We start from the raw sequence: 21,907 nt of genomic DNA, 5'->3' as shown, positions 1-21,907 counted from the left end.
AGTGTGACGCGCCCCGAGAATCGCGTGCCGGGTGCGGTTCGTCAAGGGTGGACTGTCCGCCAGAAGCCCCTGTGTGGCCGGCCTGGGCAACGACGATCAGCCTACCCATGCCGGTACGAGGCGCGTCCAGCCACACCCGAAAACACTCAGGGGCGACCACCCGTGCGGGTGATCGCCCCTGGTCAGTCAGCCGGCCGAGGCCGACCCACTGTCAGGCCCCTACCTCCGTCATACGACGGCGACGGGACCGGGGGTCACTTGACCTCGACGGAGGCGCCGGCGCCCTCGAGGGACTCCTTGGCCTTGTCCGCGGCCTCCTTGTTGACCTTCTCCAGGACCGGCTTCGGGGTGCCGTCGACCAGGTCCTTGGCCTCCTTCAGGCCGAGCGAGGTCAGCTCACGCACGACCTTGATGACCTGGATCTTCTTGTCGCCGGCGCCGGTGAGGACGACGTCGAACTCGTCCTGCTCGGCCTCGGCCTCGGCAACGTCGCCACCCTGACCCGGGGGGGCGGCTACGACAGCGGCGGCCGGGGCGGCGGCCTCGACGTCGAACTTCTCTTCGAAGGCCTTCACGAACTCGGAGAGCTCGATGAGGGTCATCTCGCTGAACTGCTCGAGCAGCTCGTCCTGGCTGAGCTTCGCCATGGTGGCGGTCCTTCCACTAGTTCGGCTGGTGCCGGATGTACGGGTTGGCGGGCGTCGGGCCCGCTGCGACCGGGAGCAAGGGGTGCGAACCGCGCCGCCGCCTCAGCGGTGTGGGGGTTCGGCCTCGACCCGGCCTCGACGGGAGCCGGCTAACCGGCACCGCCCTGCTCTTCGACCTTGCCGCGAAGGGCGTCCGCGGTGCGGACCATCTTCGTAAGCGGGGCCTGGAAGGTCGCCGCGGCCTTGGCCATGGACGCCTTCATGCCACCGGCCAGCTTGGCGAGCAGCACCTCACGGGACTCGAGGTCCGCGAGCTTGTTGATCTCCTCGGCGGACAGCACGCTGCCGTCGACGATCCCACCCTTGATCACGAGGGCGGGGTTCTCCTTGGCGAAGTCACGAAGACCCTTCGCCGCCTCGACCGGGTCCCCGGTCACGAAGGCGACGGCGGACGAGCCGATGAAGTACTCGTCCAGCTCGTTAATCCCCGCCTCGTTCGCGGCGATCTTGGTCAGCGTGTTCTTCACCACACGGTACTGAGTGGTGTCACCGAGCGAACGGCGCAGCTTCTGGAGCTGGGCCACCGAGAGTCCGGTGTACGCGGTGACCACCGCGGCGTTGGAGTTGCGGAACTTGTCCGTCATCTCCTTCACGGCTTCGATCTTGTCAGGCGCGACCTGGTCCCTTGCCATGAGCCTCGGCCTCCTTCCGGGTGATGAGGACCGCTCGGAAGGGGCTGAACAAAACGAGCGCCCCGGCGCAGGGGCACGGGGCGCGGCTCCACCAAACCGTCAACGGGCTTGGGAGCGTGTCCAGTTCACCTGCGCGGGTCGTCCGCAGCTAGCGGATCCTTCGGCCACCTCGCCCGAGTCGGGCACGGCGACGACCAGCGGTCTTTGGCTTCCCGGTGAGAGTACGTGAAGCGGTGCCGTACCACCAAATCCGCCCGATCGCACGGCCGGACGGATTCGGTGGGTGCGGGTCAGCCGATCTTCTCGAAGTCCACGGTGTCGGAGGAGGACGGCTCGGAGACCTTCACGGAGGTGCCGTAGTCGGAGTAGTGGACGGTGGAGTCGAAGGAGCTGTCCCCCTGCTCGCTCTTGCCGCTCTCCCGCTTCTTGACCAGCAGGTCGTCGCCGTCCACCCACAGGTCGATGCGCTGGCTGGTCAGCCCGGTCTGGCGCAGCTGGGTCCGCAGCGACTCCAGTTCCTGCTCGGAGAGGTTGGTGGACTGGAGCTTGGCCAGTTCGGCGATGTCGACGGTGCCGGAGTAGTGGGTGGTGGGGGTGCCCCGTACGGACTCCTCGCCCACCTTGCGCACCTTGCCGGCGGCCAACAGCAACTCCACCGAGCGGGAGGGGTTGTTGTTCTGCAACTGGTCCTTGACGAACGAGCCCGAGGCGCCGGCCTTCTTGGCCAGGACGTCGTAGTCGTACTTGATCCAGTGGGCGCCGCCGCCCGCCTCGCGGGCGAAGTCGTCGCCCATGTTGAGGTACATCGCGTCGGGTGTGTACCGCGCCGGGAGGGCCTTGCCGTCGATCGGGCTGCCCTGGACCGCCCCGCCGGACTGGGTGACGTCGAGGTTGCCGGTGATGCCTCCCTCGGACCAGTCCATCGCACCCTTCGTGGTGACGTGGGACTCGGTGCCGCCGGGCAGGGTCTGGCTCTGGGTGCCCTCGACCCGGGCCGAGTCCTCGTTCCTGGTGCTCCGTGACACGGCCTTGAGGGCGGTCACCGCGTTGGTGGACCGCTGGGCCGTCTCGCGTCTCTCGCCCTTCTCGCGGGCCCCGTCACCGGCATCACCGCTGGAGTCGTCACCCCCGCAGCCGGACAGCCCCACCATCAGCGCCGCGCTCACGGCCAGCGCGGCGATACGGGTCCTGCGCATGTTCTCCACCCCCTGGGGGGAACGCCTGACGTCCCCCTCGTCGACTGCCGTTCACCCTATGTGGTGGCGCCGACAGCCGGGGTGGGCACCGGCTCCACCGGGCACGCGAAAGGCCGGGGCGGGTGCTCACAGAGAGCCCCACCCCGGCCTCGGGTTCGCCGCGTCCTCGACTTCCCCCGTTCAGGAGGGAGTGGGAACGTGCGATCAGACCGGCTCCTCCACCAGGAGGTTGCGGGTGCGGTTGGCGTCCAGCGGGATGCCGGGGCCCATCGTGGTGGTGATGGTGCCCTTCTTGACGTAACGGCCCTTGGCCGCGGAGGGCTTCAGCCGCAGGATCTCTTCGAGGGCGGCGGCGTAGTTCTCCACCAGCTTGGCGTCGTCGAAGGACACCTTGCCGATGATGAAGTGCAGGTTGCCGTGCTTGTCGACACGGAACTCGATCTTGCCGCCCTTGATGTCCGTGACGGCCTTGGCCACGTCCGGGGTGACGGTGCCGGTCTTCGGGTTGGGCATCAGACCACGGGGGCCCAGCACCCGGCCGAGACGACCGACCTTGCCCATCAGGTCCGGGGTGGCGACGACCGCGTCGAAGTCCAGCCGGCCCTTGGAGACCTCGTCGATCAGTTCGTCGGAGCCGACGATGTCGGCTCCCGCGGCCTCCGCCGCCGCAGCACGGTCACCGGTCGCGAAGACCAGGACCCGGGCGGTCTTACCGGTGCCGTGCGGGAGGTTCACGGTGCCGCGGACCATCTGGTCGGCCTTGCGGGGGTCGACGCCCAGCCGCAGGGCGACCTCGACGGTCGCGTCGAACTTGGTCGAGGCGGTCTCCTTGGCCAGACGGATCGCCTCCAGGGGAGCGTACTGCTGCGTACGGTCCACCTTGCTGTCCGCGCTGCGGAGGTTCTTGCTGCGCTTCACTACTGCTCCTGATCTGCGAATGGAGTCGTGGTCACCGGGCCAGCGCCTGGCCCTGCCACGGTGGGACGGGTCAGCCCTCGACGGTGACGCCCATGGAACGGGCGGTGCCGGCGATGATCTTCTCGGCCGCGTCCAGGTCGTTGGCGTTGAGGTCGGGCATCTTGGTGTTGGCGATCTCGCGCACCTGGTCGCGGGTGATCTTGGCGACCTTGTTGACGTGCGGTTCGCCGGAGCCCTTCTCAATGCCGGCGGCCTTGAGAATCATCTTCGCGGCCGGAGGCGTCTTGGTGATGAAGGTGAAGGAGCGGTCCTCGAAGACCGTGATCTCCACCGGCACGACCATGCCACGCTGCGACTCGGTCGCGGCGTTGTAGGCCTTGCAGAACTCCATGATGTTGACGCCGTGCTGACCCAGCGCGGGGCCGACCGGCGGAGCCGGGTTGGCGGCGCCGGCCTGGATCTGGAGCTTGATCAGCCCCGTGACCTTCTTCTTCTTGGGAGGCATTCTCTCTCCGGGTCTTGAACGAGAGTGGTGAGCCGATCCATCGCACACGGATGGAGGCATACCGCCCCACGATAGCCCGTCCCCCTCCAGGGCCGGAAACCGGCTGGTCACGGCCAGGGCGATCAGCTCTCGACCGCTCCACTCCCCCGAACCGGGAGCCGCCCACGGCCGGTACGGGATGCGGCGGTCAACCGCCCCCGACTGCCGCAGACGAGCGAACGGGCACCCCTCGGCCAGCGGGTGAACACAGCCCTTGATACGGAACGGGGCGTACGTGACCGCGACGGCCAACGGAACGCCGCTACGGGCTGAACCCGCCCCCGCCGAGAGGGCAACCGGGACAACCGGCGACTCCCGATCAGTCAGCAGCCGTCCCCACGGCTCACCCACCCGGGAGCAGGCGCCCCGGGCGCCAACAGGCCCCGCGTACAGGGCAGTTGGTCCCCGGAACCGGGGACACGACCGTGCTGAGTATCGAGGCCCTCCATCAGTTCTCCCCGGGCTGAAGACGGCAACCTGGCGCCTGCCCCGGTGGCCGGTCCACCCGGGCGTTCGGCTACCTCGATGTGGTGATCGCACGACGTTGGTCAACGTGGGCTGACCTCGCACGACCACAGCCCCTCAGCCCCGTTCGCCAAGGTCCACGATGCGGTTCGGGGCCTCCTGCGACCGCGGCGGTTTCGCGGCGGGTGCCGCCCTGCTGCGCTGCTGCTGTGGCCATGCCACACGGAGAGGGCGCCTCGTCACCTGGACCACCGTGCTGGGAGCGTCGCGATCCCACTGGGGTCGATGACATCCCTGACACCAAGGTAAAGCCCCTGCTGGGGGCTGTGCAGGCGGCCGTGGGAGCGGCGTTCCCGCAGCGGGGGGTCGGTACTCGCGGGTCATCGCGTTGCCCGGGGCAAGGCTGGCGGAGGCTGCACGGCTGGTCGACGTTCCCGCCCAGCAGACGCCCGCGTGGTGTCCCCACCGGCCCATCGGCCCACCGGCACAAGCGGAGGAACAGCCCCCTGCCCCCTCGCTACAGGCTGAGGGGCACCTCGTACCCCACGCGAAAGCGCCCCCGTCCTGCTGGAAACCAGCGGGTCAGGGGCGCTTTTCGGCGTTCGCGAAGATCAGTTCTTCTGGATCTGGTCGAAGCTCAGCTCGACCGGGGTCTCCCGGCCGAAGATCTCCACCAGGCCCTTGACCTTCTTGGAGTCGGCGTTGATCTCGTTGATGGTGGCCTGGAGGGTGGCGAAGGGGCCGTCGGTGACGGTGACGGAGTCGCCGACCTCGAAGTCCAGCACCTGGACCTCGACCTTGCGGGAGGACGGGCGGCCCTCCTCCTCGGCGGCGGCCTTGGCGGCCTTCTCCTCCGCCTCCGGGGCGAGCATCTTGACGATCTCGTCCAGGGTCAGCGGGTACGGGTCGTAGGCGTTGCCCACGAAGCCGGTCACGCCGGGGGTGTTGCGGACGACGCCCCAGGACTCGTTGGTGAGGTCCATGCGGACCAGCACGTAGCCGGGGAGCTTGTTCTGCCGGACGGTGCGGCGGTCGCCGTTCTTGATCTGGACGACCTCCTCCTGGGGCACCTCGGCCTGGAAGATGTAGTCCTCGACGTTCAGGGAGACGGCCCGCTGTTCCAGGTTGGTCTTCACCCGGTTCTCGTAGCCGGCGTAGGTGTGGATGACGTACCACTCACCGGGCAGCAGCCGGAGTTCCTCCCGCAGGGCGGCCACCGGGTCGACGGGTTCGGCCGGCTCCGCGACCTCCGCGTCCCCCTCGGCCCCGGCGTCGGTCTCCCGTCCCAGGGCCGCCGCGTCCTCGGCGGTCTCGGCGACCTGGGCGTCCGGGCCGTCACCCTCGACGTGCAGCGCGGCCTCCTCGGCCGGTACGCCAGCGGCGGCGTCGGCAGCTTCGGCCTGGTCGGCGCCGTCCGCGGCCTCGACGATGTCGAGCGCGGTGTCATCGCCCTCGGCGGGCTCGACGGCGTCGTTCACGTTCGGGTCAGACACGGTGGCTGCTTCTTCCTGACTTCATGGGGTCGAACACGCGGAAAAGCCGCGGGACGCGGCTCCGCGTTCTGTGGCGTGGCTCAGCCGAAAATGAACTTCATGGCTTCGGTGAACCCGTAGTCCAGCACCGTCACCAGGGCGATCATGATGACCACAAAGACGATCACGACGCTGGTGTAAGTGGTCAGCTGGTTGCGCGAGGGCCAGACGACCTTGCGCAGTTCGGCGACGATCTGGCGGTAGAACAGCGCCAGTCTGCCGAAGGGGCCCTTCTTGCCGCGCTTACCGCCGCGACGGGGCTTCTTGTCCTCCGACGACGGTTCCGGCTCGGGGACCTCGATGGAGTCCGTGATCTCCGTCACTCGTCCTCACCTGATCCGGGTCGTGGCCCTGCGGCGACGGGCCCGGCCGCACGGCGGTGCATTTCAGTACGTACACAAGCACACACCCAGCAGATGTGTGTAGCAGGGCCGGAGGGACTTGAACCCCCAACCGCTGGTTTTGGAGACCAGTGCTCTACCAATTGAGCTACGACCCTTTGCGGACCTCAACCTACCGCATCCCGAGCGACACCCGGAGGGCGCTGTGAGAAGTCGGCGAGGGCCAACGAGCGTTGAGTGTACGTGCTCAGGGGCAACGCGTCGAACACGAACCCCTCCCATCGATCTTCTCCGTACCGCTGTGGGGTGGCCCCTGCGGGGTTCCCGGCGGGCTCTCAGGTGGTGAAACCGCTGTGCCCTCCGCGTTGGGGGTCTGCGAACATGCCTGTATGACCGCTGCAACTCCACCAGTTCAGTCACCCTCCGAACGCCGGGTCTCCGCGCGGGTCGGTTCGATCTCCGAGTCCGCGACCCTGGCCGTGGACGCCAAGGCCAAGGCACTGAAGGCGGCCGGCCGTCCGGTGATCGGCTTCGGCGCGGGTGAGCCCGACTTCCCGACGCCCGACTACATCGTGGACGCGGCCGTGGCCGCCTGCCGCGAGCCGAAGAACCACCGCTACACGCCGGCCGGTGGGCTGCCCGAACTCAAGTCCGCCATCGCGGCCAAGACGCTGCGCGACTCCGGGTACGAGGTCGACCCCTCCCAGGTGCTGGTCACCAACGGCGGCAAGCAGGCGATCTACGAGGCGTTCGCCGCGATCCTGGACCCGGGCGACGAGGTCATCGTGCCGGCCCCGTACTGGACCACCTACCCGGAGTCGATCCGGCTGGCCGGCGGCGTACCGGTGGACGTGGTGGCCGACGAGTCCACCGGCTACCGGGTGAGCGTGGAGCAGTTGGAGGCGGCCCGCACCGAGCGGACCAAGGTGCTGCTGTTCGTCTCCCCCTCCAACCCGACCGGGGCCGTCTACTCCCGGGAGCAGGTCCAGCGGATCGGCGAGTGGGCGCGGGACCACGGGCTGTGGGTGCTGACCGACGAGATCTACGAGCACCTGGTGTACGGCTCGGCCGAGTTCCACTCGCTGCCGGTGGTGGTGCCCGAACTGGCCGACCGTTGCGTGGTGGTGAACGGGGTGGCCAAGACGTACGCCATGACCGGCTGGCGGGTGGGCTGGGTGATCGGCCCCCGGGACGTGGTGAAGGCGGCCACCAACCTCCAGTCGCACGCCACCTCCAACGTCAGCAACGTCTCCCAGGCGGCGGCGCTGGCCGCCGTGTCCGGTGACCTGGAGGCGGTGGCCACCATGCGGGAGGCCTTCGACCGCAGGCGGCGCACCATCGTGCGGATGCTGAACGAGATCGACGGCGTGGTCTGCCCGGAGCCGGAGGGCGCGTTCTACGCGTACCCCTCCGTGAAGGGGCTGCTGGGCAAGGAGATCCGGGGTCGGCGTCCGGCCTCCTCGGTGGAGCTGGCCGAAGTGATCCTGGAGGAGGTGGAGGTGGCCGTGGTGCCGGGTGAGGCCTTCGGCACCCCCGGTTACCTGCGGCTGTCCTACGCGCTCGGTGACGAGGACCTGGTGGAGGGCGTCTCCCGGATCCAGAAGCTGCTCAGCGAGGCGGCCTGATCCCTCGACCGTCACGGGCCCCGGATGTTCGCACGGCGGACGTCCGGGGCCCGTTTCGTGTTCTACGAGCCCCTCGACCGGGGGGTGTACCCGGCCCCAACTACCGTTCACCGGGCCGTGTGCGGCAGGATCCTTGGATGGCCCGTGATATCCGTCGACTTCCCAAGGCACATCTGCACCTGCACTTCACCGGTTCCATGCGCCCGTCCACGCTGCTGGACCTGGCCGACAAGTACGGGGTCAGGCTGCCGGACGCGCTCAGCGCCGGTCAGCCGCCCAAGCTGAGGGCCACCGACGAGCGCGGGTGGTTCCGTTTCCAACGGCTGTACGACGCGGCGCGTTCCTGCCTGCGGGAGCCGGAGGACATCCAGCGACTGGTGCGGGAGGCCGCCGAGGAGGACCTGCGGGACGGGGGGCGGTGGCTGGAGATCCAGGTCGACCCCACCTCGTACGCCCCCCGGCTGGGCGGTCTGATCCCGGCGCTGGAGGTCATCCTGGACGCGGTGGACACCGCGTCCAGGGACACCGGTCTGCACATCCGGGTGCTGGTGGCGGCGAACCGGATGAAGCACCCGCTGGACGCCAGGACCCTGGCGCGGCTGGCGGTGCGGTACCGGGACCGGGGGGTGGTCGGCTTCGGCCTGTCCAACGACGAACGGCGGGGTTTCGCCCGGGACTTCGACCGCGCCTTCACCATCGCCCGGAACGGCGGCCTGCTGGCCGCCCCGCACGGCGGTGAGCTGTCGGGGGCGTCGAGCGTGTGGGACTGCCTGGACGACCTGGCCGCCCGACGGGTGGGCCACGGGGTGCGGGCGGTGGAGGACGAGCGGCTGCTGCGTCAGCTGGCGGAGCGCGGGGTGACCTGCGAGGTGTGCCCGGCGTCCAACGTGGCGCTGGGGGTGTACGAGAAGCCCGAGGACGTACCGTTGCGGCGGCTGTGGGACGCGGGGGTGTCGATGGCCCTGGGGGCGGACGACCCCCTGCTGTTCGGTTCCCGGCTGGCGGCGCAGTACGAGATCGCCCGGGAGTACCACGGGTTCGACGACGAGGAACTGGCCGAGCTGGCCCGGCAGTCGGTGCGCGGCTCGGTGGCACCGCCCGAGGTGCGGCAGGCGTTGCTGGCGGAGATCGACGACTGGCTGGCGGAGCCGGCGGAACAGGGTTCCCCGGACCTGGGCTCGGACGCCCGGGACCTCAGAGCAGTCCGCTGACCAGGGTGTCGACCAGTGCCGCCGCGAACCGCTGGTCCGACTCCGGTGGCGTGACCCCCTCCCCTTCCCGGGTGCCTTCGGTGCCCTCGCTCTCGGCGCCCTCGCCTTCTTCCGCGTCCGCGTAGACGAAGGCGCGCTGGGAGCAGGCGCCCAGCAGCAGGGCGGCGGCGGCATCGGTGTCGGCGTCGGGACGCAGGGCGCCCCGGTCGCGTTCGGCCCGCAGGTAGCGGGAGAGCGCCAGCAGGGGGACGTGGGGGCCCTGGCCGAGTTCGCGTACGCCCTCGAAGTGCCGCCTGCGCAGGGCGGGTTCGGCGAACAGGGACGCGGTGATGGGCACGCTCTCGGCGTAGAAGTCGAGGGCGTGTTCGGCGACGCGTACGAGGTTGTCCCGCACCCCGGCCTCTCCGGGGTCCTCGGCGAGTTCGTCGAGCAGGGGGATGAGGCGGGGCAGCCGGTCGCGCAGGACCCGGACGTAGATCTCCTCCTTGCTCCGGTAGTGCTTGTAGAGGGCGGCTTCGGAGCAGCCGGCGCGTTCGGCGATCCGCTTGGTGGTGGTGCGGGCCAGGCCGACGGTGCGTAGCAGGTGGGCGGCGGCGTCGATGATGCGTTCACGGGTGGGACGCGTTGACTCCGGTGTGGGCATTCCTTCACCCTAGGGGTGAGTGAGCACTCACCCACCCTCGTTCGTCACCCCGTCCCCACCGACAGAGGAACCCCCATGCGCTACACCGTCCTCGGGGCCACCGGCGGCACCGGACAGCAACTGGTCCGACAGGCACTGGACGCCGGACACCAGGTCACCGCGGTGGTACGGAACCCCGACCGGCTGCCGGTCCACCACGAGCGGCTGGAGAAGGTCACCGCCGAGGTCACCGAACCCGAGGCGCTGCGCCCGGTGTTCGCCGGCCGGGACGCGGTGCTGTCGGCGCTCGGCGCCCCCGGCAACAAGGCCGCCGGGATCGCCTCCCGCGCCGCCCCGGCCGTGCTGGGCGCCCTGTCGGCGGAGGGGGTGCGCCGTTACGTGGCGGTCAGCGCTCCCCCGGTCGGGCCACCTCCCGAGGGGGAGGGACCGCTGGGCCGGTTCGTGGTCTGGCCCCTGGTGAGCTGGGTCTTCCGGGACGTCTACGCCGACCTGCGGCTGATGGAGCGCGCGGTACGGGCCAGTGACACCGACTGGACACTGGTCCACCCGCCCCGGCTCACCGACCGACCGCTGACCGGCGACTACCGGCTACGGATCGGCGGCGCCGTGCCCCGTGGCCGCACGGTGCCCCGCGCGGACGTGGCCCACGCCGTCCTGGGGCTGGTGGACGACCCGGCGACGTACCGCCGGGTGGTGGGCGTCGCCAGCTGAACCGGGCCCTCGCCACGGGACCCACCCTCCCCGGCCGGCCGGAACGGGCTCCCCTACAGCGAACAGCCCACCGTGACCGGCTCGTTGACCAGGGTCACCCCGAAGACCTCCCGTACCCCGTCCCGCACCTCGCGGGCCAGTTCCAGCAGGTCGGCGGTGGTGGCCCGCCCCCGGTTGGTGAGCGCCAGGGTGTGCTTGGTGGAGATACGGGCCGGCCCCTGGCCGTAGCCCTTGGTGAACCCCGCCCGGTCGATCAGCCAGGCCGCCGAGGTCTTCACCCGGCCCTCGCCGGCGTCGAAGGCGGGTGGGGCGACCTCGGGGCCGAGGCGTTCGGTGACCCGTTCCCGGAACGCGGCGAACTCACCCTCGTCCAGGATGGGGTTGGTGAAGAAGGAGCCGGCCGACCAGGTGTCGTGGTCCTCGGCGTCCAGCACCATGCCCTTGCCGGCGCGCAGTTTCAGCACCGTCTCCCGGGCCCGCTCCAGGGGTACCCGCTGGCCGACCTCCACGCCCAGGGCGCGGGCGGTCTCGGCGTACCGCAGGGGGGCCGACTGGCCGTCCAGGTCGGCGAGTCGGAACCGTACCCGCAGCACCACGAAGCGCTCGGGGTCGGCCTTGAAGCGGCTGTGGCGGTAGGAGAAGCCGCACTCCGCGCCGGAGAGGGTGACCGTCTGGCCGGCCCGGCGGTCGTAGGCGTCCACCTCGGTCAGGGTGGTGGAGACCTCCTGGCCGTAGGCCCCGACGTTCTGCACCGGGGTGGCCCCGGTCGACCCCGGGATACCGGCCAGGCACTCCACCCCGGCCAGCCCCGCCTCCACGGTGCGGGCCACCACGTCCGACCACACCTCGCCGGCCGCGACCTCCAGGGCGGTGCCGTTCCACTCCAGGCCCCGGGTGGCGATACGCAGCGCCGTACCGGGGAAGCCCTCGTCGGCGATCACCAGGTTGCTGCCCCCGCCGACCAGCAGCAGCGGGGTGCCGGAGGAGTCGGCCTCGGCGACCGCCTGGACCACCTCGGCGTCGGTGGTGGCGGTCAGCAGCCGTCGGGCCGGACCGCCCAGGCGGAAGGTGGTCAGGGGAGCGAGCGGGGCGTCGTTGAGTTGCTGCACGGCACCAGCGTACGGGGGTGTCTCAGGCGAGCCGGACGACCGCACGCGAGGCGGACAGCACCCGCTGTCCCTCGCAGCTGACCGTCAGGTCGACCCGGACCGTGCGCCGCTCGTCGTCCAGCTTGGCCGCGACCTTGCCGACGACCTCGACAACGGTGCCCTTCTCGTCGTCCGGCACCACCACGGGCTTGGTGAACCGCGCCTGGTAGTCCAGCACCGACCCGGGGTCACCGGTCCAGTCGGTGACCGCGCGAGCGGCCTCGGCCATGGTGAACATGCCGTGGGCGATCACGTTGGGCAGGCCCACCTCGCGGGCGAACCGCTCGTTCCAGTGGATGGGGTTGAAGTCCCCCGAGGCGCCGGCGTACCGGACCAGGGTGGCGCGGTCCACGGGGTAGCTGCGCACCGGCAGTTCGGTGCCGACCTCGACGTCCTCGTAGCGCGGCGGGGTGCCCTCGGGCTGTGCGTTCTCGGCGGTCACGGCGCTCACTCCCCCTCTTCCACGGCCCGGGCGACCAGCTTGGTCTGTACGGTCACCACATGCTCGCCCTCGGCGTCGGTGACCTCGGCGGCGACGTTCACCACCTCGTTCCCGGCCAGCGACTTGATCTCCTTGACCACCGAGGTGATGTCCAGCACGTCCCCCACCCGTACCGGGCGGGAGTAGCTGAACGACTGTTCGCGGTGCACCACCCGGTCGTAGTCCAGGCCCAGTTCGGGGTCCTGCACTATGCGTATCGCCGCCTGGTAGGTGAAGGCGAACGCGAAGGTCGGGGGTGCCGGGATGGCGGGGTGCCCCAGGGCTCGGGCGGCCTCGGGGTCGTAGTAGACCGGGTTGGTGTCGCCGATCGCCTCGGCGAAGGCCTGCACCGTTTCCCGCCCCACCTCGTAGGGGCGCGGGGAGGGGTAGCTCCGCCCCACGAACGACTGGTCAAGTGGCATGGGTCCAGCATCTCCTGCGGTGCTCGGCGGCGGTACCGGTCGCCCGGTGGACCGCCGAGGTCACGTGCCGGACGACATACGCGAAGGCCGTTCCCTCACGGGGAACGGCCTCAGCGAAAAGAGAGTCAGCGAGTCTCGCGGTGCGCGGTGTGAGCGTTGCAGCGCGGGCAGTGCTTCTTCATCTCCATACGGTCCGGGTTGTTACGCCGGTTCTTGTTGGTGATGTAGTTCCGCTCCTTGCACTCCACGCAGGCCAGGGTGATCTTCGGGCGGACGTCGGTGGCAGCCACGTGAGTGCTCCTTGACGATGTTTCCCTACCCGGCACCATCCGGGAGAGAAAGGGCGGACGAAAACGCAGAAAAGAGTAGCCGACCGGAGGACCGACCCCACAATCGGCTACTGACAGTAGCGGTGACCGGACTTGAACCGGTGACACAGCGATTATGAGCCGCTTGCTCTACCGACTGAGCTACACCGCCGCGATGCGGCGGCCCCCACCCCGGGGGGCGGGAGACCTCTCACATCAGAGCCCCAAAACGGAATCGAACCGTTGACCTTCTCCTTACCATGGAGACGCTCTGCCGACTGAGCTATTGGGGCGAGCGGTGAAGACATTACACGCTTCGCCGTGGAACGTGAAATCCATAAAGACCGCCACCACCCACGCCCCCCAACGCCCCCGCCACCGGCCCGAGATCGCCTCCCACGACCACCACCCGCGCCTGGTGGTGAGGGGTGGCGCGAGCACCCCCCACCAGCGCGGCGACGCCGGTACGACTATTGCGGTCCTGCTCGCAGCGCCCTCCCCGGCCGCCTAACCTCATGCCCACACTCGTGCCGCCTTCGGCCAGAACCAGCACGCGAACGCGGGAGCCCGATGCCGTCCGACAGCCAGCCACCCCGAGGGGGTGGACCTGAACGCGACAGCGCTCCCGCCTCCTCCTCCCGAGTTCCCCCGCTGCTGCTGTGCGGTGCCCGGCTGGCCGACGGCCGCACCGTGGACGTACGACTCGGCGACGGCCGCATCGAGGCGGTGGGCACCGAGGGGAGCCTGTCCGCCACCCCCCAGGGCTGCCCCCGCCTGGACCTGTCCGGGTTCCTGCTGCTGCCCGCCCCCGCCGAACCCCACGCCCACCACGACACCGCCCTGACCGCCGACTCCCCGGGCCCCCCGTCCACCGAACCGCACGAGGTGCAGCGCCGGGCCACCGAGGCCGCCCTGCTGCAACTGGGCCACGGCGCCACCGCCCTGCGCAGTCACGTACGGATCGGCGACGTGGCCGGACTCGGCACCCTGGAGGCGGTGTTGCAGTCCCGGCGCGCCCTGCGCGGACTGGTGGACCTCACCACGGTGGCGATGCCCCGCCTGCTGACCGGGCTGGCCGGAGCGGACGGGCTGGCGATGCTGCGGGACGCGGTGAAGATGGGCGCCACCGCGGTGGGCGGCTGCCCCGACCTGGACCCCGACCCGGGCGGCTACGTGGACGCGGTGCTGGACGTCGCGGCCGAACACGGCTGCGCGGTGGACCTGCACACCCAGGGCCGCGACCCGGCCCGGCTGGCCCGACTGGCCGCCGCCGTCGGGGGCCTGCGCCCCAAGGTGACCCTCGGCCCGCTGGGCGGACTGTCCGAGCTGCCCCCGCCGGCGGCCACCCGGGCCGCCGACCAACTGGCCGCCGCCGGGGTCACCGTGGTGGCCCTGCCCCAGGGTGACTGCCAGACGGTGAAGGGGAGTTCGGCCCTCCCCGCCCCCGTCTCGACCGCCCCGGTACGGCTGCTGCGCTCGGCCGGGGTACGGGTGGCGGCCGGCAGTGGCGCACTGCGGGACCTGGCGAACCCGGTGGGACGCGGTGACCCGCTGGAGGCCGCCTACCTGCTCGGTTCGCTCGGCCAGGCCCGGCCGCCCGAGGCCTACCAGGCGGTCAGCGCCCACGCCCGGGCCGCCCTCGGTCTGCCGGCGGTACGTCTGGAGGCGGGGTTCCCCGCCGAGTTGCTGGCCGTACGCGGCACCACCGTGGCCGGGGCGCTGTCCCTGGCGTACAGCAGAGTGGTGCTGCACCAGGGGCGGGTGGTGTCCCGCACCAGCGCGGTACGGGAGTACTGCGACAGCGCCGAGGCCGACGACATGGAACTGCCCCGGCAGTCGCAACGCTGACGGCCCACCCACACGGCGGGCGGCGCCCCCTCGGCGTACGGTCGGGCACATGCGCGTAGTCATCGCTGGAGGACATGGACAGATCGCCCTGCGGCTGGAGCGGTTGCTCGCCGAACGGGGCGACGAGGCGTCGGGGCTGATCCGCGACCCCGCGCAGGCCGAGGACCTGCGGAACGTGGGCGCCGACCCCCGGGTGGTCGACCTGGAGTCGGCCTCGGCCGAGGAGGTCGCCCACCACCTGCGGGGAGCGGACGCGGCGGTGTTCGCCGCGGGCGCGGGCCCCGGAAGCGGCTCGGCCCGCAAGGACACCGTCGACCGTGGGGCCGCCGCCCTGTTCGCCGACGCGGCCCAACTGGCCGGTGTACGGCGGCTGGTGCAGGTGTCCGCGATGCGGGTGGACCAGGAGCCGGAGCCGGGCACCGACCCGGTGTTCGCCGACTACCTGCGGGCCAAGCGGGCGGCCGACGAGGACCTACGGGCCCGGGGCGCGCTGGACTGGACGATCCTGCGGCCGGGCCGGCTGACCGACCACCCCGGTACCGGCCGGGTACACCTGGCCGAGAGCACCGGGCGCGGCGAGGTCACCCGGGACGACGTGGCCGGGGTACTGCTGGCCCTGCTGGACGAGCCCCGTACCACCGGACTCACCCTGGAACTGGTCGAGGGAGACGCCCCCGTCGGTGAGGCGGTGGCCGCCCTGGCGGAGTAGGGCGCGCCCGTGCCGCCCCCGGGGTGCGCGTGCCTGGTCGCGCGGCCCCGGGGAACGGCACGCGAGCCGGTCGTGGGTCAACCCCCCACCAGGACAAGGCGGTTGAACACCTGCCCAGCACCCAGAGGTGCCCTTCGCTGGGAGCGGGACACGGGATCCCCCGCTGGGGCCAGTGCACCGGAACGAGGCACCCCCGTGGATCAACCCCCCACCAGGACAGGGCGGTTGAACACCTGCCCAGCACCCAGAGGTGCCCTTTGACCGGGAGCCGGACACGAGGTCCCCCACTGGGGGCCCCGCTCCCAGCGAAGGAGGGGGTTCCTCGCGGGCTGGTGAACGGACACTCCGGGTCCCGGCCTCCGAGCCGTGGCACGGGCGGTTCCCCGCTCTGACCTGGCCTCATCGGGCCCGGTGTGGGTACGGGCGGCGAGGAGGTGGGCGGGTCCGCGCCCTGACGGTGACCTCGGTGTACGGGCGTGGGGTTCCCCCGGACAGACGGTCCGGTACTCCCGTGGGACCGCCGTACGGGCTCCCTCTTGTTTACCCTCGGGTAAGTTCTGGGTCGGCCCCCCCCTCGCCGGATCACACCGGACTCCGCCGGCAACCGATCACCACAGGAGGAGAGAACCTTGCCCTCACGGTTCCCCCGACTCCCCCACTCGCCCCGTACCGCCCACGCCCTGGCCGGACTCCTCGCTGGTGCCGGCGTGGCCCACGCCGCCGTACCCCGCCTGTTCGACCAGATCGTGCCCCGGTCCCTGCCGGGCAGCCCCCGCACCTGGACGTACCTCAGCGGTGCCGCCGAACTCGGTCTGGCCGCCGCCGTCGCCCACCCCGCGACCCGCCGGCTCGGTGGCTACGCCGCCGCCGGCCTGTTCGTCGCCGTCTTCCCCGCCAACGTCAGGATGGCCCGCGACTGGCGCGACCGCTCGGCCCCGCTCCGGGCCGCCGCCTACGGCCGGCTGCCGCTCCAGGCGCCCCTGGTCTGGTGGGCCCTGAGGGTCGCCCGCGACGCCGAGCGCTGAACGGCGTACGGCCACCGCGCGAGTGCGGTGGCCGTACGCCGTCGTCGCGGGCACCGGGTCAGCCCGTACCCGTGGGGTCGAGGACTCAGCGCTCCTCGTACACCAGCCAGGTCTGGCCCGGGTCGAAGGGCATCTTCTCCCCGTTCTCCAGGGTGTAGGTCGTACCGTCCGTCTCGGACTTGCGCTCCCAGGTGGTGGTGAACGCCTCGCCGTTCCGCAGCACGGTGGCCTCGCCCTTGCCGACCGTCTTGATGTACGGGGTCGGGTCGTCGGGGGTGTTGTGCGGCATGTCGACCTTCTGGACCACCACCGTGGTGCCGCCCAGCTGCTTGCCGTCGGTGTTCATCGCCGGCTCACCGTCGAAGGACGCCAACCAGCGCTCCTCCTCGGCCGACCACTCGAAGGAGGCCTCGAACGCCGGGTACTTCACGCTGAACTGCTCGGTCGCCTTGCCGCCCTCGGGACGGTCACCGAAGGCCAGCCCGATGTCCTTGCTGACGGACGCCTCCGGCGCCTCGGCGAGGATCTTCTGCGGGTCGACGTACAGGTTGTGCGGCGCCGGACGGGACTCCTCACGCCGGAACGCGCTGGGGAAGTTGTCGTTGGAGAGCCCGAAGATCGGCGACTTGTCGATCAGCTCCACGACGCTCTCCTTGGCACCGGAGTACGCCAGGACCGGAGCGTCGAACATCCGCAGCTGCTCGACGTTGTACTCCCGGGCGCTGCGTACCGGGCCGAGCGTCTCCGGCATCTTGCTCGCGAAGACACCGATCAACCGGCCCAGGCCACCCTCGACCTGCTCGACCACCACGATGTCGGCGATCTCCAGGCCGGTGTGGGGGCGCGCGTCCTTGTGGTTGTCGATCTTCACCACCATCACCGGACCCGGCTCGGCCGGGAGACCGGTGAACGGCGAGGTCTCCTCCTTGGCCTTGGTGCCGGGGGGCTTGGGCCCTTCGAGGGCGCTGGACTTCACGGCCACACCGACCGTGAGCACACCGGCCGCCGCCGCGGCGAGCACGCCTCGCCTGCTCGGGCCCTTGCCGGAGTTCGCGGTCTCGTCTGTGGGGGAGGTGTGATTACCAAACATGGACTGCCTCACGTCGCTGGGGGCTTCGACGAAAGGGCTACCACACCCGCCCGGAGAGCACCCGTCAACCCCCATGAGCAGCCCTCACGAGTTACCGAAGACCCTCGGTACGTCCGACCTCCACCCGCAGTGACCCCTCCACAGCACCCCGCGCCCGCCCCACCACGGTCGGTCGCCGGCCCCCACCCACGAGCCCGAGAACACCGCCCTGACCTCCGCTCCTGTGTTTCCCCTCACCCCCGCCCACCTCCTCGCACCCTCCGCCACCAGCGCGGTACTCCCCGTACGACCTCGGCGTACCGCCCGGCCGCCGTCACCCATGTCCGACCTCACCTTGCTGGGGTGGCTGGGGGTGGGTGGGTGCTGGACTGGGGTCGGTGCGGGGCCGGGCTGGGTCGGTGCGGGACTGGGTGACCGGGGTGGGGTGGGTGCGGGGCCGGGCTGGGGTGGGTGCGGGGCTGGGCGACCGGGGTGGCGTGGGTGCGGGGCCGGGTTGGGGTGGGTGCGTAGGTGTGCGGCTCGCCAGGCGCCCGGTGGAGGAGGGGTCAGCCGAGGAGAGCCGGAACCCCGAGCCTCTCCTACCGGGGACGGTTCCCCACCTCCCGCGCGGCGAGCCTCGGGGGCCCGCCCTTTCCGGCTCCTGGAAGGGCGGTGCTGGAAGGGGCAAGGGTGCCGGAAGGGGCAACGGTGGGGCGGGGCCACGAGGTTGGTCGTCGACCGCTCCCCGTGCGGGGCTCCCCGCGCCGGGGGGCCGCTGGGGTCCGAACCCGTAAGGCCGAGCCGGCAGTTGTAGCGGCCAGCTTCCGCCCCGCTGGCCCTCTCATCGAACCGGACCAAGAGCAGCCACAGTGACGAACAGATAGAAGCCTGCGTGGAAGCCCGGCTGTACCCCCACGGGGTCCAGGTACGCGACTCCAAGGACGCCTCCCCCACCGCCTGACGGGCTGTCCTCCGACAGGACTTGGCGCTCCCCACACACGCCGGGGCAACGGCCCAACTCCGGCTGTGCGACTGGCCGTTGGGGGCGTCGGGGTGGGCACCGAACTGGGCGTACGGAGAGTGGTGGACCGCCCGGGGACGGCCGGGGAAAGGGTGCCGGGGAGTCGTACTCGCCGTGGAGCACCGGAGACGGTGAAGCGGGGAGAACGACCAGGCGGCGAGCGGAACGCGAGAACGGCCCGGACCAGAGCTGGTTGCTGGTCACGGGCCGTTCTTTGCTCCTGTGGCGGCGCTAGGATTCGAACCTAGGAAGGCTGAGCCGGCAGATTTACAGTCTGCTCCCTTTGGCCGCTCGGGCACACCGCCTCGGATCTGTCACCGGGGGGTTGGGCCCCGTGGCGACGACGTAAACCATACCCGATCGTCGGGGGTGGTCCGCCACCCGGTTTGGGGCCCTCGGCGGTCGGTGGGGATGGCTAGGCTTGCGAGCCAGGCGCGCCCTGCTCGGCGGGCCGACTCTCTGATCGATCTCACACACCGAGGAGCTCACTCACCATGGCCGACTCCAGTTTCGACATCGTCTCGAAGGTCGAGCGGCAGGAGGTCGACAACGCCCTCAACCAGGCCGCCAAGGAGATCTCGACCCGCTACGACTTCCGGGGCGTGGACGCCTCGATCTCCTGGTCGGGCGAGCGGATCGAGATCCGGGCCAACGCCGAGGAGCGCGCCAAGGCCGTGCTGGACATCTTCCAGGGCAAGCTGGTCAAGCGCGGTATCTCGCTGAAGGCCCTGGACGCCGGGGAGCCGCAGGCGTCCGGCAAGGAGTACAAGCTGTTCTGCTCCATCAAGGAGGGCATCTCCCAGGAGGACGCGAAGAAGATCGCCAAGCTGATCCGCGACGAGGGCCCCAAGGGGGTCAAGGCGCAGGTCCAGGGTGAGGAGCTGCGGGTGAGTTCCAAGAGCCGGGACGCGCTTCAGGACGTCATCTCGCTGGTCAAGGGGCAGGACCTGGACATCGCCGTACAGTTCGTCAACTACCGCTGAAGCAGGGGTGGTTGGCCGGTACGTCCGGCTGCCGGCCGACTGGGGCCGGTGGCCGTGCCGGGGCGGGGCCGTGTCGAGGGTGTCGGGGGAAACCGGGTGTCGGTTGTCCATAGCCGGAAGTGGGCATTTCCTCGCACTCGCCGGCAGGGTTTACTCACCTACTCAGCGCGCTGTGATCGCGCGCCGGTCGGCGCCGGTGGCCCGGAGGGGAGGCCACCGGCGCCGACGTCTGGTCGGCCGGGTCGGCCGTACGCCCTGACCAGGGGCGAAGGCGTCTGCTCACCGGGACCAGTGTGCGGCCCCCTGACCCTCCCCCGGTGACTGGTGGCCTGTCCATGCTGGGAAGTGAGCAAATACGGGGCACCCTGGGCCGTTTCACTCATCGCGATACACAACTCCCGGTCGGTCGGGGCCCGGGGGCGTGGCCGTCGGGAGGGCGGGTGGGCGGCCAACTCCCCTCGGGTGGCGCGGTGTTGGGGTTTCCGTCGGACCGTCACGGGTGCCGGACGGGTCAGGGGGTGTGGGTCTGGCCCGGCAGGGCCTCCAGCACCAGGATGGCCATGTCGTCGTCCAGCGGCCCGGCGCCGAACTCGTGTACCGCCTGTCGGATGCGTTCGGCCACGGCCTGGGCGCCCATTCCGGCGCACTCCCGCAGGAGGCGGGCCAGGCCGTCGTGGTCGTCCAACTGCCGGGTGCCGTCGCGGCGTTCGGTGACCCCGTCGGTGACGCACAGCAGGGTCTCGCCCGGGGCGAGGTCGAAGGTGTCGGCCTTGTAGCGGGCCAGTTCGTCGACGCCCAGCAGCATCTGGGGTTCGGCGGCGGTGACGACGGTGCCGTCGGCGGTCAGCCGCAGGGGCAGGGGGTGGCCGGCGCTGGCCACGGTGCAGCGGGCGCCGCCGTCGACCGGGTACGGCTCCAACTCCCCGTACAGCAGGCTGAGGAAGCGGGGGGTGAGGTGTACTCCGGCGGCGACCGCCTCGGCGCCCTCCTCCGCCATGGCCACGTTGAGCCGGTCGAGTACCGCCTCCACTCCGTGGCCCTCGCGGGCGAGCAGCCGTACCAGGTGGCGGGCCAGTCCGGTGATCGACATGGCCTCGGGGTCGTGGCCGCTGACGTCGCCCAGCAGGAAGCACCAGCGGCGTTCGCCGACCGGGAACAGGTCGTAGAAGTCGCCGCCCACGGTGAGGCCCTCGCCGCTGGGCTCGTAGACGATGGCCTTCTCCACTCCGGGGATGGTCGCGAGGGAGGCGGGCAGCTGTCGGGACTGGAGGGCCCGGCTGATGCTGGTCTGGCGGGCGTAGCGGCGGGCGGTGACCAGTGACTGGGCCACTCGGCGGGCCACGTCCTCGGCGAGCCACACCTGGCTGTCGGTGATGCGGGAGCGTCCGGCCCGGCCCAGCAGGAGTACGCCCTGTACCTCTCCGCCGGCGACCAGGGAGAAGGCCAGCGCGGAGCCCCGTGATCCCTCCTGTCCGTCGTCCGGCCAGGGCCAGGGCACTCCGCTGGAGCTGAGGCCCGGTGGGGGCGGGTCGCGTTCCAGGAGGCGGCGGAGCCGTTCGATGCGGCGTTCGTCGACGTGCCAGACGCGGGACAGCCGCTGGGTGCCGCCCTCGCCGCTGAGCCAGACCGCGCACCAGTCGCCCAGTCGGGGTACCAGGAGCTGTCCGGCGAGGGCGGCCACCATGTCCTCGTCGAGTTGGCCGGCCAGCAGTTCGCTGGCCTCGGCCAGGAAGGAGGGGCCGCCCATCTGGGTCCACTCGCCGCGTGCGGCACTGGCGGGCGGGTCGGCGGACTCGCGTTGGTCGGGTCGGGGTGCCTCGGGTTCCTCGCCGGCCACCAGGCGGAACCAGACGGCCTTGTCGGTACGGCGGTAGGTCACCCCCCAGGCGTTGGCCAGGCCGGACAGGAGCTGCAGTCCCCGGCCCTGGCCCCGGGTGCCGGTGGCGGGGTGCACGCCCCGGGAGGGGTGGCGGTCGGCGACCTCGACGACCAGGGCGGTGGGTCGGCGCCGGTCGGGGGGTGGGCCGGGGGTGAGGGCCCAGTCGGGGTGGTCGGACTCCAGCCAGCAGCCGACCTCGACCTCGGTGCCGGCGTGCATGACGGCGTTGGTGACCAGTTCGCTGACCAGGAGGGCGGCGTCCTGGATGAGGCGTTCCCCCAGCTGGGGGTGTGTGGCGCTCCAGTTTCGCAGGAGATCCCGGGTGAAGCGGCGGGCGGCGGCCGAGGCACGTTCGTCCCCGGGGAAGGTGGCCCTTTCCGCGGGGAGGCGTGCATCTGCTGGCGACGGCGGCACTCCGGTCTCCTGTCCACTCCGGTCACGGAATCAGCGACCAGCATAAAACCGAACCAAGGTGACTATTCTCGTAAT

At 71.1% G+C, this 21,907-nt stretch carries 22 protein-coding genes and 4 tRNA genes; 8 read left to right on the top strand and 18 right to left on the bottom strand.

All coding sequences use genetic code 11. The annotated features are described in order from the left end of the window. Positions 1-254: 254 nt before the first annotated feature. From rplL to ABZT14_RS16645, 8 genes are all read right to left on the bottom strand, one after another. On the bottom strand, positions 255-647 hold the full coding sequence (gene rplL / locus ABZT14_RS16680) for a 50S ribosomal protein L7/L12 (protein WP_356302638.1): 393 nt from the start codon (positions 645-647) through the stop codon (positions 255-257). Between the two features lie 149 nt (positions 648-796). Beyond that, complete coding sequence (gene rplJ / locus ABZT14_RS16675; protein ID WP_356302635.1) at positions 797-1,339, bottom strand: 50S ribosomal protein L10; 543 nt, start codon at positions 1,337-1,339, stop codon at positions 797-799. 290 nt (positions 1,340-1,629) lie between these two features. Continuing rightward, positions 1,630-2,535, bottom strand: coding sequence for a hypothetical protein (locus tag ABZT14_RS16670; protein ID WP_356302632.1), 906 nt, complete (start codon positions 2,533-2,535; stop codon positions 1,630-1,632). A gap of 204 nt (positions 2,536-2,739) precedes the next feature. Next, positions 2,740-3,453: a 50S ribosomal protein L1 gene (rplA, locus tag ABZT14_RS16665; RefSeq protein ID WP_356302629.1), complete on the bottom strand. Its 714-nt coding sequence runs from the start codon at positions 3,451-3,453 to the stop codon at positions 2,740-2,742. Between the two features lie 70 nt (positions 3,454-3,523). Then, positions 3,524-3,958: a 50S ribosomal protein L11 gene (rplK, locus tag ABZT14_RS16660; RefSeq protein ID WP_356302626.1), complete on the bottom strand. Its 435-nt coding sequence runs from the start codon at positions 3,956-3,958 to the stop codon at positions 3,524-3,526. A 1,115-nt stretch (positions 3,959-5,073) separates the two neighbouring features. Next, positions 5,074-5,955: a transcription termination/antitermination protein NusG gene (gene nusG / locus ABZT14_RS16655; RefSeq protein WP_356302623.1), complete on the bottom strand. Its 882-nt coding sequence runs from the start codon at positions 5,953-5,955 to the stop codon at positions 5,074-5,076. Positions 5,956-6,035: 80 nt separating this feature from the next. Then, positions 6,036-6,317: a preprotein translocase subunit SecE gene (gene secE, locus ABZT14_RS16650; RefSeq protein ID WP_356302620.1), complete on the bottom strand. Its 282-nt coding sequence runs from the start codon at positions 6,315-6,317 to the stop codon at positions 6,036-6,038. Between the two features lie 103 nt (positions 6,318-6,420). Next, positions 6,421-6,493 (bottom strand) — tRNA-Trp (locus tag ABZT14_RS16645). A 231-nt stretch (positions 6,494-6,724) separates the two neighbouring features. Here ABZT14_RS16645 and ABZT14_RS16640 point away from each other — a divergent pair. Continuing rightward, positions 6,725-7,960, top strand: a complete 1,236-nt coding sequence (locus ABZT14_RS16640; protein WP_356302617.1) for a pyridoxal phosphate-dependent aminotransferase — start codon at positions 6,725-6,727, stop codon at positions 7,958-7,960. A 137-nt stretch (positions 7,961-8,097) separates the two neighbouring features. Continuing rightward, entirely contained in the window at positions 8,098-9,171 is a 1,074-nt protein-coding gene (locus ABZT14_RS16635) for an adenosine deaminase (protein ID WP_356302614.1), read from the top strand. On the opposite strand, the gene ABZT14_RS16630 is transcribed toward ABZT14_RS16635, so the two are convergent. Beyond that, positions 9,155-9,814, bottom strand: a complete 660-nt coding sequence (locus ABZT14_RS16630; protein ID WP_356302611.1) for a TetR/AcrR family transcriptional regulator — start codon at positions 9,812-9,814, stop codon at positions 9,155-9,157. The two genes, ABZT14_RS16635 and ABZT14_RS16630, sit on opposite strands and share 17 nt — an antisense overlap. A gap of 75 nt (positions 9,815-9,889) precedes the next feature. Between ABZT14_RS16630 and ABZT14_RS16625 the strand changes: the two genes are divergently transcribed. Then, the gene (locus ABZT14_RS16625) at positions 9,890-10,525 is read left to right on the top strand and encodes an NAD(P)-binding oxidoreductase (protein WP_356302608.1); all 636 of its coding nucleotides are present in this window, start codon (positions 9,890-9,892) and stop codon (positions 10,523-10,525) included. Between the two features lie 53 nt (positions 10,526-10,578). On the opposite strand, the gene ABZT14_RS16620 is transcribed toward ABZT14_RS16625, so the two are convergent. From ABZT14_RS16620 to ABZT14_RS16595, 6 genes are all read right to left on the bottom strand, one after another. Continuing rightward, positions 10,579-11,634 (bottom strand): UDP-N-acetylmuramate dehydrogenase, encoded by a 1,056-nt coding sequence (locus ABZT14_RS16620; protein ID WP_356302605.1) that lies wholly within the window; start codon positions 11,632-11,634, stop codon positions 10,579-10,581. A gap of 22 nt (positions 11,635-11,656) precedes the next feature. Continuing rightward, positions 11,657-12,124 carry a MaoC family dehydratase gene (locus ABZT14_RS16615; protein ID WP_356302602.1) on the bottom strand — a complete coding sequence of 156 codons (468 nt, stop codon included), beginning with the start codon at positions 12,122-12,124 and terminating at the stop codon, positions 11,657-11,659. Next, positions 12,121-12,576 (bottom strand): MaoC family dehydratase N-terminal domain-containing protein, encoded by a 456-nt coding sequence (locus ABZT14_RS16610; protein WP_356302599.1) that lies wholly within the window; start codon positions 12,574-12,576, stop codon positions 12,121-12,123. The genes ABZT14_RS16615 and ABZT14_RS16610 overlap by 4 nt, the downstream gene beginning before the upstream one ends. Before the next feature lie 125 nt (positions 12,577-12,701). Beyond that, positions 12,702-12,866, bottom strand: coding sequence for a 50S ribosomal protein L33 (rpmG, locus tag ABZT14_RS16605; RefSeq protein WP_356302596.1), 165 nt, complete (start codon positions 12,864-12,866; stop codon positions 12,702-12,704). A gap of 117 nt (positions 12,867-12,983) precedes the next feature. After that, a tRNA-Met gene (locus ABZT14_RS16600) sits at positions 12,984-13,056 on the bottom strand. A 48-nt stretch (positions 13,057-13,104) separates the two neighbouring features. Beyond that, positions 13,105-13,177, bottom strand: a tRNA-Thr gene (locus ABZT14_RS16595). 277 nt (positions 13,178-13,454) lie between these two features. On the opposite strand from ABZT14_RS16595, the gene ABZT14_RS16590 reads away from it, so the two are divergent. The 3 genes from ABZT14_RS16590 to ABZT14_RS16580 all read left to right on the top strand — a co-directional run bounded on the left by ABZT14_RS16590 (position 13,455) and on the right by ABZT14_RS16580 (position 16,466). Continuing rightward, positions 13,455-14,732 carry a hydrolase gene (locus ABZT14_RS16590; RefSeq protein WP_356302594.1) on the top strand — a complete coding sequence of 426 codons (1,278 nt, stop codon included), beginning with the start codon at positions 13,455-13,457 and terminating at the stop codon, positions 14,730-14,732. 49 nt (positions 14,733-14,781) lie between these two features. Then, a complete protein-coding gene (locus tag ABZT14_RS16585) occupies positions 14,782-15,441 on the top strand; it encodes an NAD(P)H-binding protein (RefSeq protein ID WP_356302591.1) in 660 nt (219 codons plus the stop codon). A 629-nt stretch (positions 15,442-16,070) separates the two neighbouring features. After that, entirely contained in the window at positions 16,071-16,466 is a 396-nt protein-coding gene (locus tag ABZT14_RS16580) for a hypothetical protein (protein WP_356302588.1), read from the top strand. Between the two features lie 85 nt (positions 16,467-16,551). Here the strand turns inward: ABZT14_RS16580 and ABZT14_RS16575 are convergent, their stop codons facing one another. Then, positions 16,552-17,556 (bottom strand): DUF3048 domain-containing protein, encoded by a 1,005-nt coding sequence (locus ABZT14_RS16575; RefSeq protein WP_356302585.1) that lies wholly within the window; start codon positions 17,554-17,556, stop codon positions 16,552-16,554. A gap of 811 nt (positions 17,557-18,367) precedes the next feature. Here ABZT14_RS16575 and ABZT14_RS16570 point away from each other — a divergent pair. Further along, entirely contained in the window at positions 18,368-18,496 is a 129-nt protein-coding gene (locus ABZT14_RS16570; RefSeq protein WP_356303119.1) for a DUF397 domain-containing protein, read from the top strand. 283 nt (positions 18,497-18,779) lie between these two features. Here ABZT14_RS16570 and ABZT14_RS16565 read toward each other — a convergent pair. Then, a tRNA-Tyr gene (locus tag ABZT14_RS16565) sits at positions 18,780-18,861 on the bottom strand. Positions 18,862-19,050: 189 nt separating this feature from the next. Here ABZT14_RS16565 and ABZT14_RS16560 point away from each other — a divergent pair. After that, positions 19,051-19,539, top strand: coding sequence for a YajQ family cyclic di-GMP-binding protein (locus tag ABZT14_RS16560; RefSeq protein ID WP_356302583.1), 489 nt, complete (start codon positions 19,051-19,053; stop codon positions 19,537-19,539). A 511-nt stretch (positions 19,540-20,050) separates the two neighbouring features. Here ABZT14_RS16560 and ABZT14_RS16555 read toward each other — a convergent pair. Then, the gene (locus ABZT14_RS16555; RefSeq protein ID WP_356302580.1) at positions 20,051-21,832 is read right to left on the bottom strand and encodes a SpoIIE family protein phosphatase; all 1,782 of its coding nucleotides are present in this window, start codon (positions 21,830-21,832) and stop codon (positions 20,051-20,053) included. Positions 21,833-21,907: the final 75 nt, after the last annotated feature.

It is taken from the genome of Streptomyces sp. NPDC005438 (assembly GCF_040606315.1).
Classification (GTDB): Bacteria; Actinomycetota; Actinomycetes; order Streptomycetales; family Streptomycetaceae; genus Streptomyces.
The sequence above is the reverse complement of the archived record's forward strand: the minus strand, read 5'-3'. Positions and strand labels throughout refer to the sequence as shown.

What these genes read in the sequence shown, in the direction of transcription:
- rplJ (WP_356302635.1), bottom strand. Translation starts at nt 1,339, where the DNA reads ATGGCAAGGGACCAGGTCGCGCCTGACAAGATCGAAGCCGTGAAGGAG.
- ABZT14_RS16590 (WP_356302594.1), top strand. Translation starts at nt 13,455, where the DNA reads ATGCCGTCCGACAGCCAGCCACCCCGAGGGGGTGGACCTGAACGCGAC.
- ABZT14_RS16630 (WP_356302611.1), bottom strand. Translation starts at nt 9,814, where the DNA reads ATGCCCACACCGGAGTCAACGCGTCCCACCCGTGAACGCATCATCGAC.
- ABZT14_RS16635 (WP_356302614.1), top strand. Translation starts at nt 8,098, where the DNA reads ATGGCCCGTGATATCCGTCGACTTCCCAAGGCACATCTGCACCTGCAC.
- ABZT14_RS16670 (WP_356302632.1), bottom strand. Translation starts at nt 2,535, where the DNA reads ATGCGCAGGACCCGTATCGCCGCGCTGGCCGTGAGCGCGGCGCTGATG.
- ABZT14_RS16625 (WP_356302608.1), top strand. Translation starts at nt 9,890, where the DNA reads ATGCGCTACACCGTCCTCGGGGCCACCGGCGGCACCGGACAGCAACTG.
- ABZT14_RS16560 (WP_356302583.1), top strand. Translation starts at nt 19,051, where the DNA reads ATGGCCGACTCCAGTTTCGACATCGTCTCGAAGGTCGAGCGGCAGGAG.
- ABZT14_RS16575 (WP_356302585.1), bottom strand. Translation starts at nt 17,556, where the DNA reads ATGTTTGGTAATCACACCTCCCCCACAGACGAGACCGCGAACTCCGGC.
- ABZT14_RS16610 (WP_356302599.1), bottom strand. Translation starts at nt 12,576, where the DNA reads ATGCCACTTGACCAGTCGTTCGTGGGGCGGAGCTACCCCTCCCCGCGC.
- rplK (WP_356302626.1), bottom strand. Translation starts at nt 3,958, where the DNA reads ATGCCTCCCAAGAAGAAGAAGGTCACGGGGCTGATCAAGCTCCAGATC.
- ABZT14_RS16585 (WP_356302591.1), top strand. Translation starts at nt 14,782, where the DNA reads ATGCGCGTAGTCATCGCTGGAGGACATGGACAGATCGCCCTGCGGCTG.
- rplL (WP_356302638.1), bottom strand. Translation starts at nt 647, where the DNA reads ATGGCGAAGCTCAGCCAGGACGAGCTGCTCGAGCAGTTCAGCGAGATG.
- ABZT14_RS16640 (WP_356302617.1), top strand. Translation starts at nt 6,725, where the DNA reads ATGACCGCTGCAACTCCACCAGTTCAGTCACCCTCCGAACGCCGGGTC.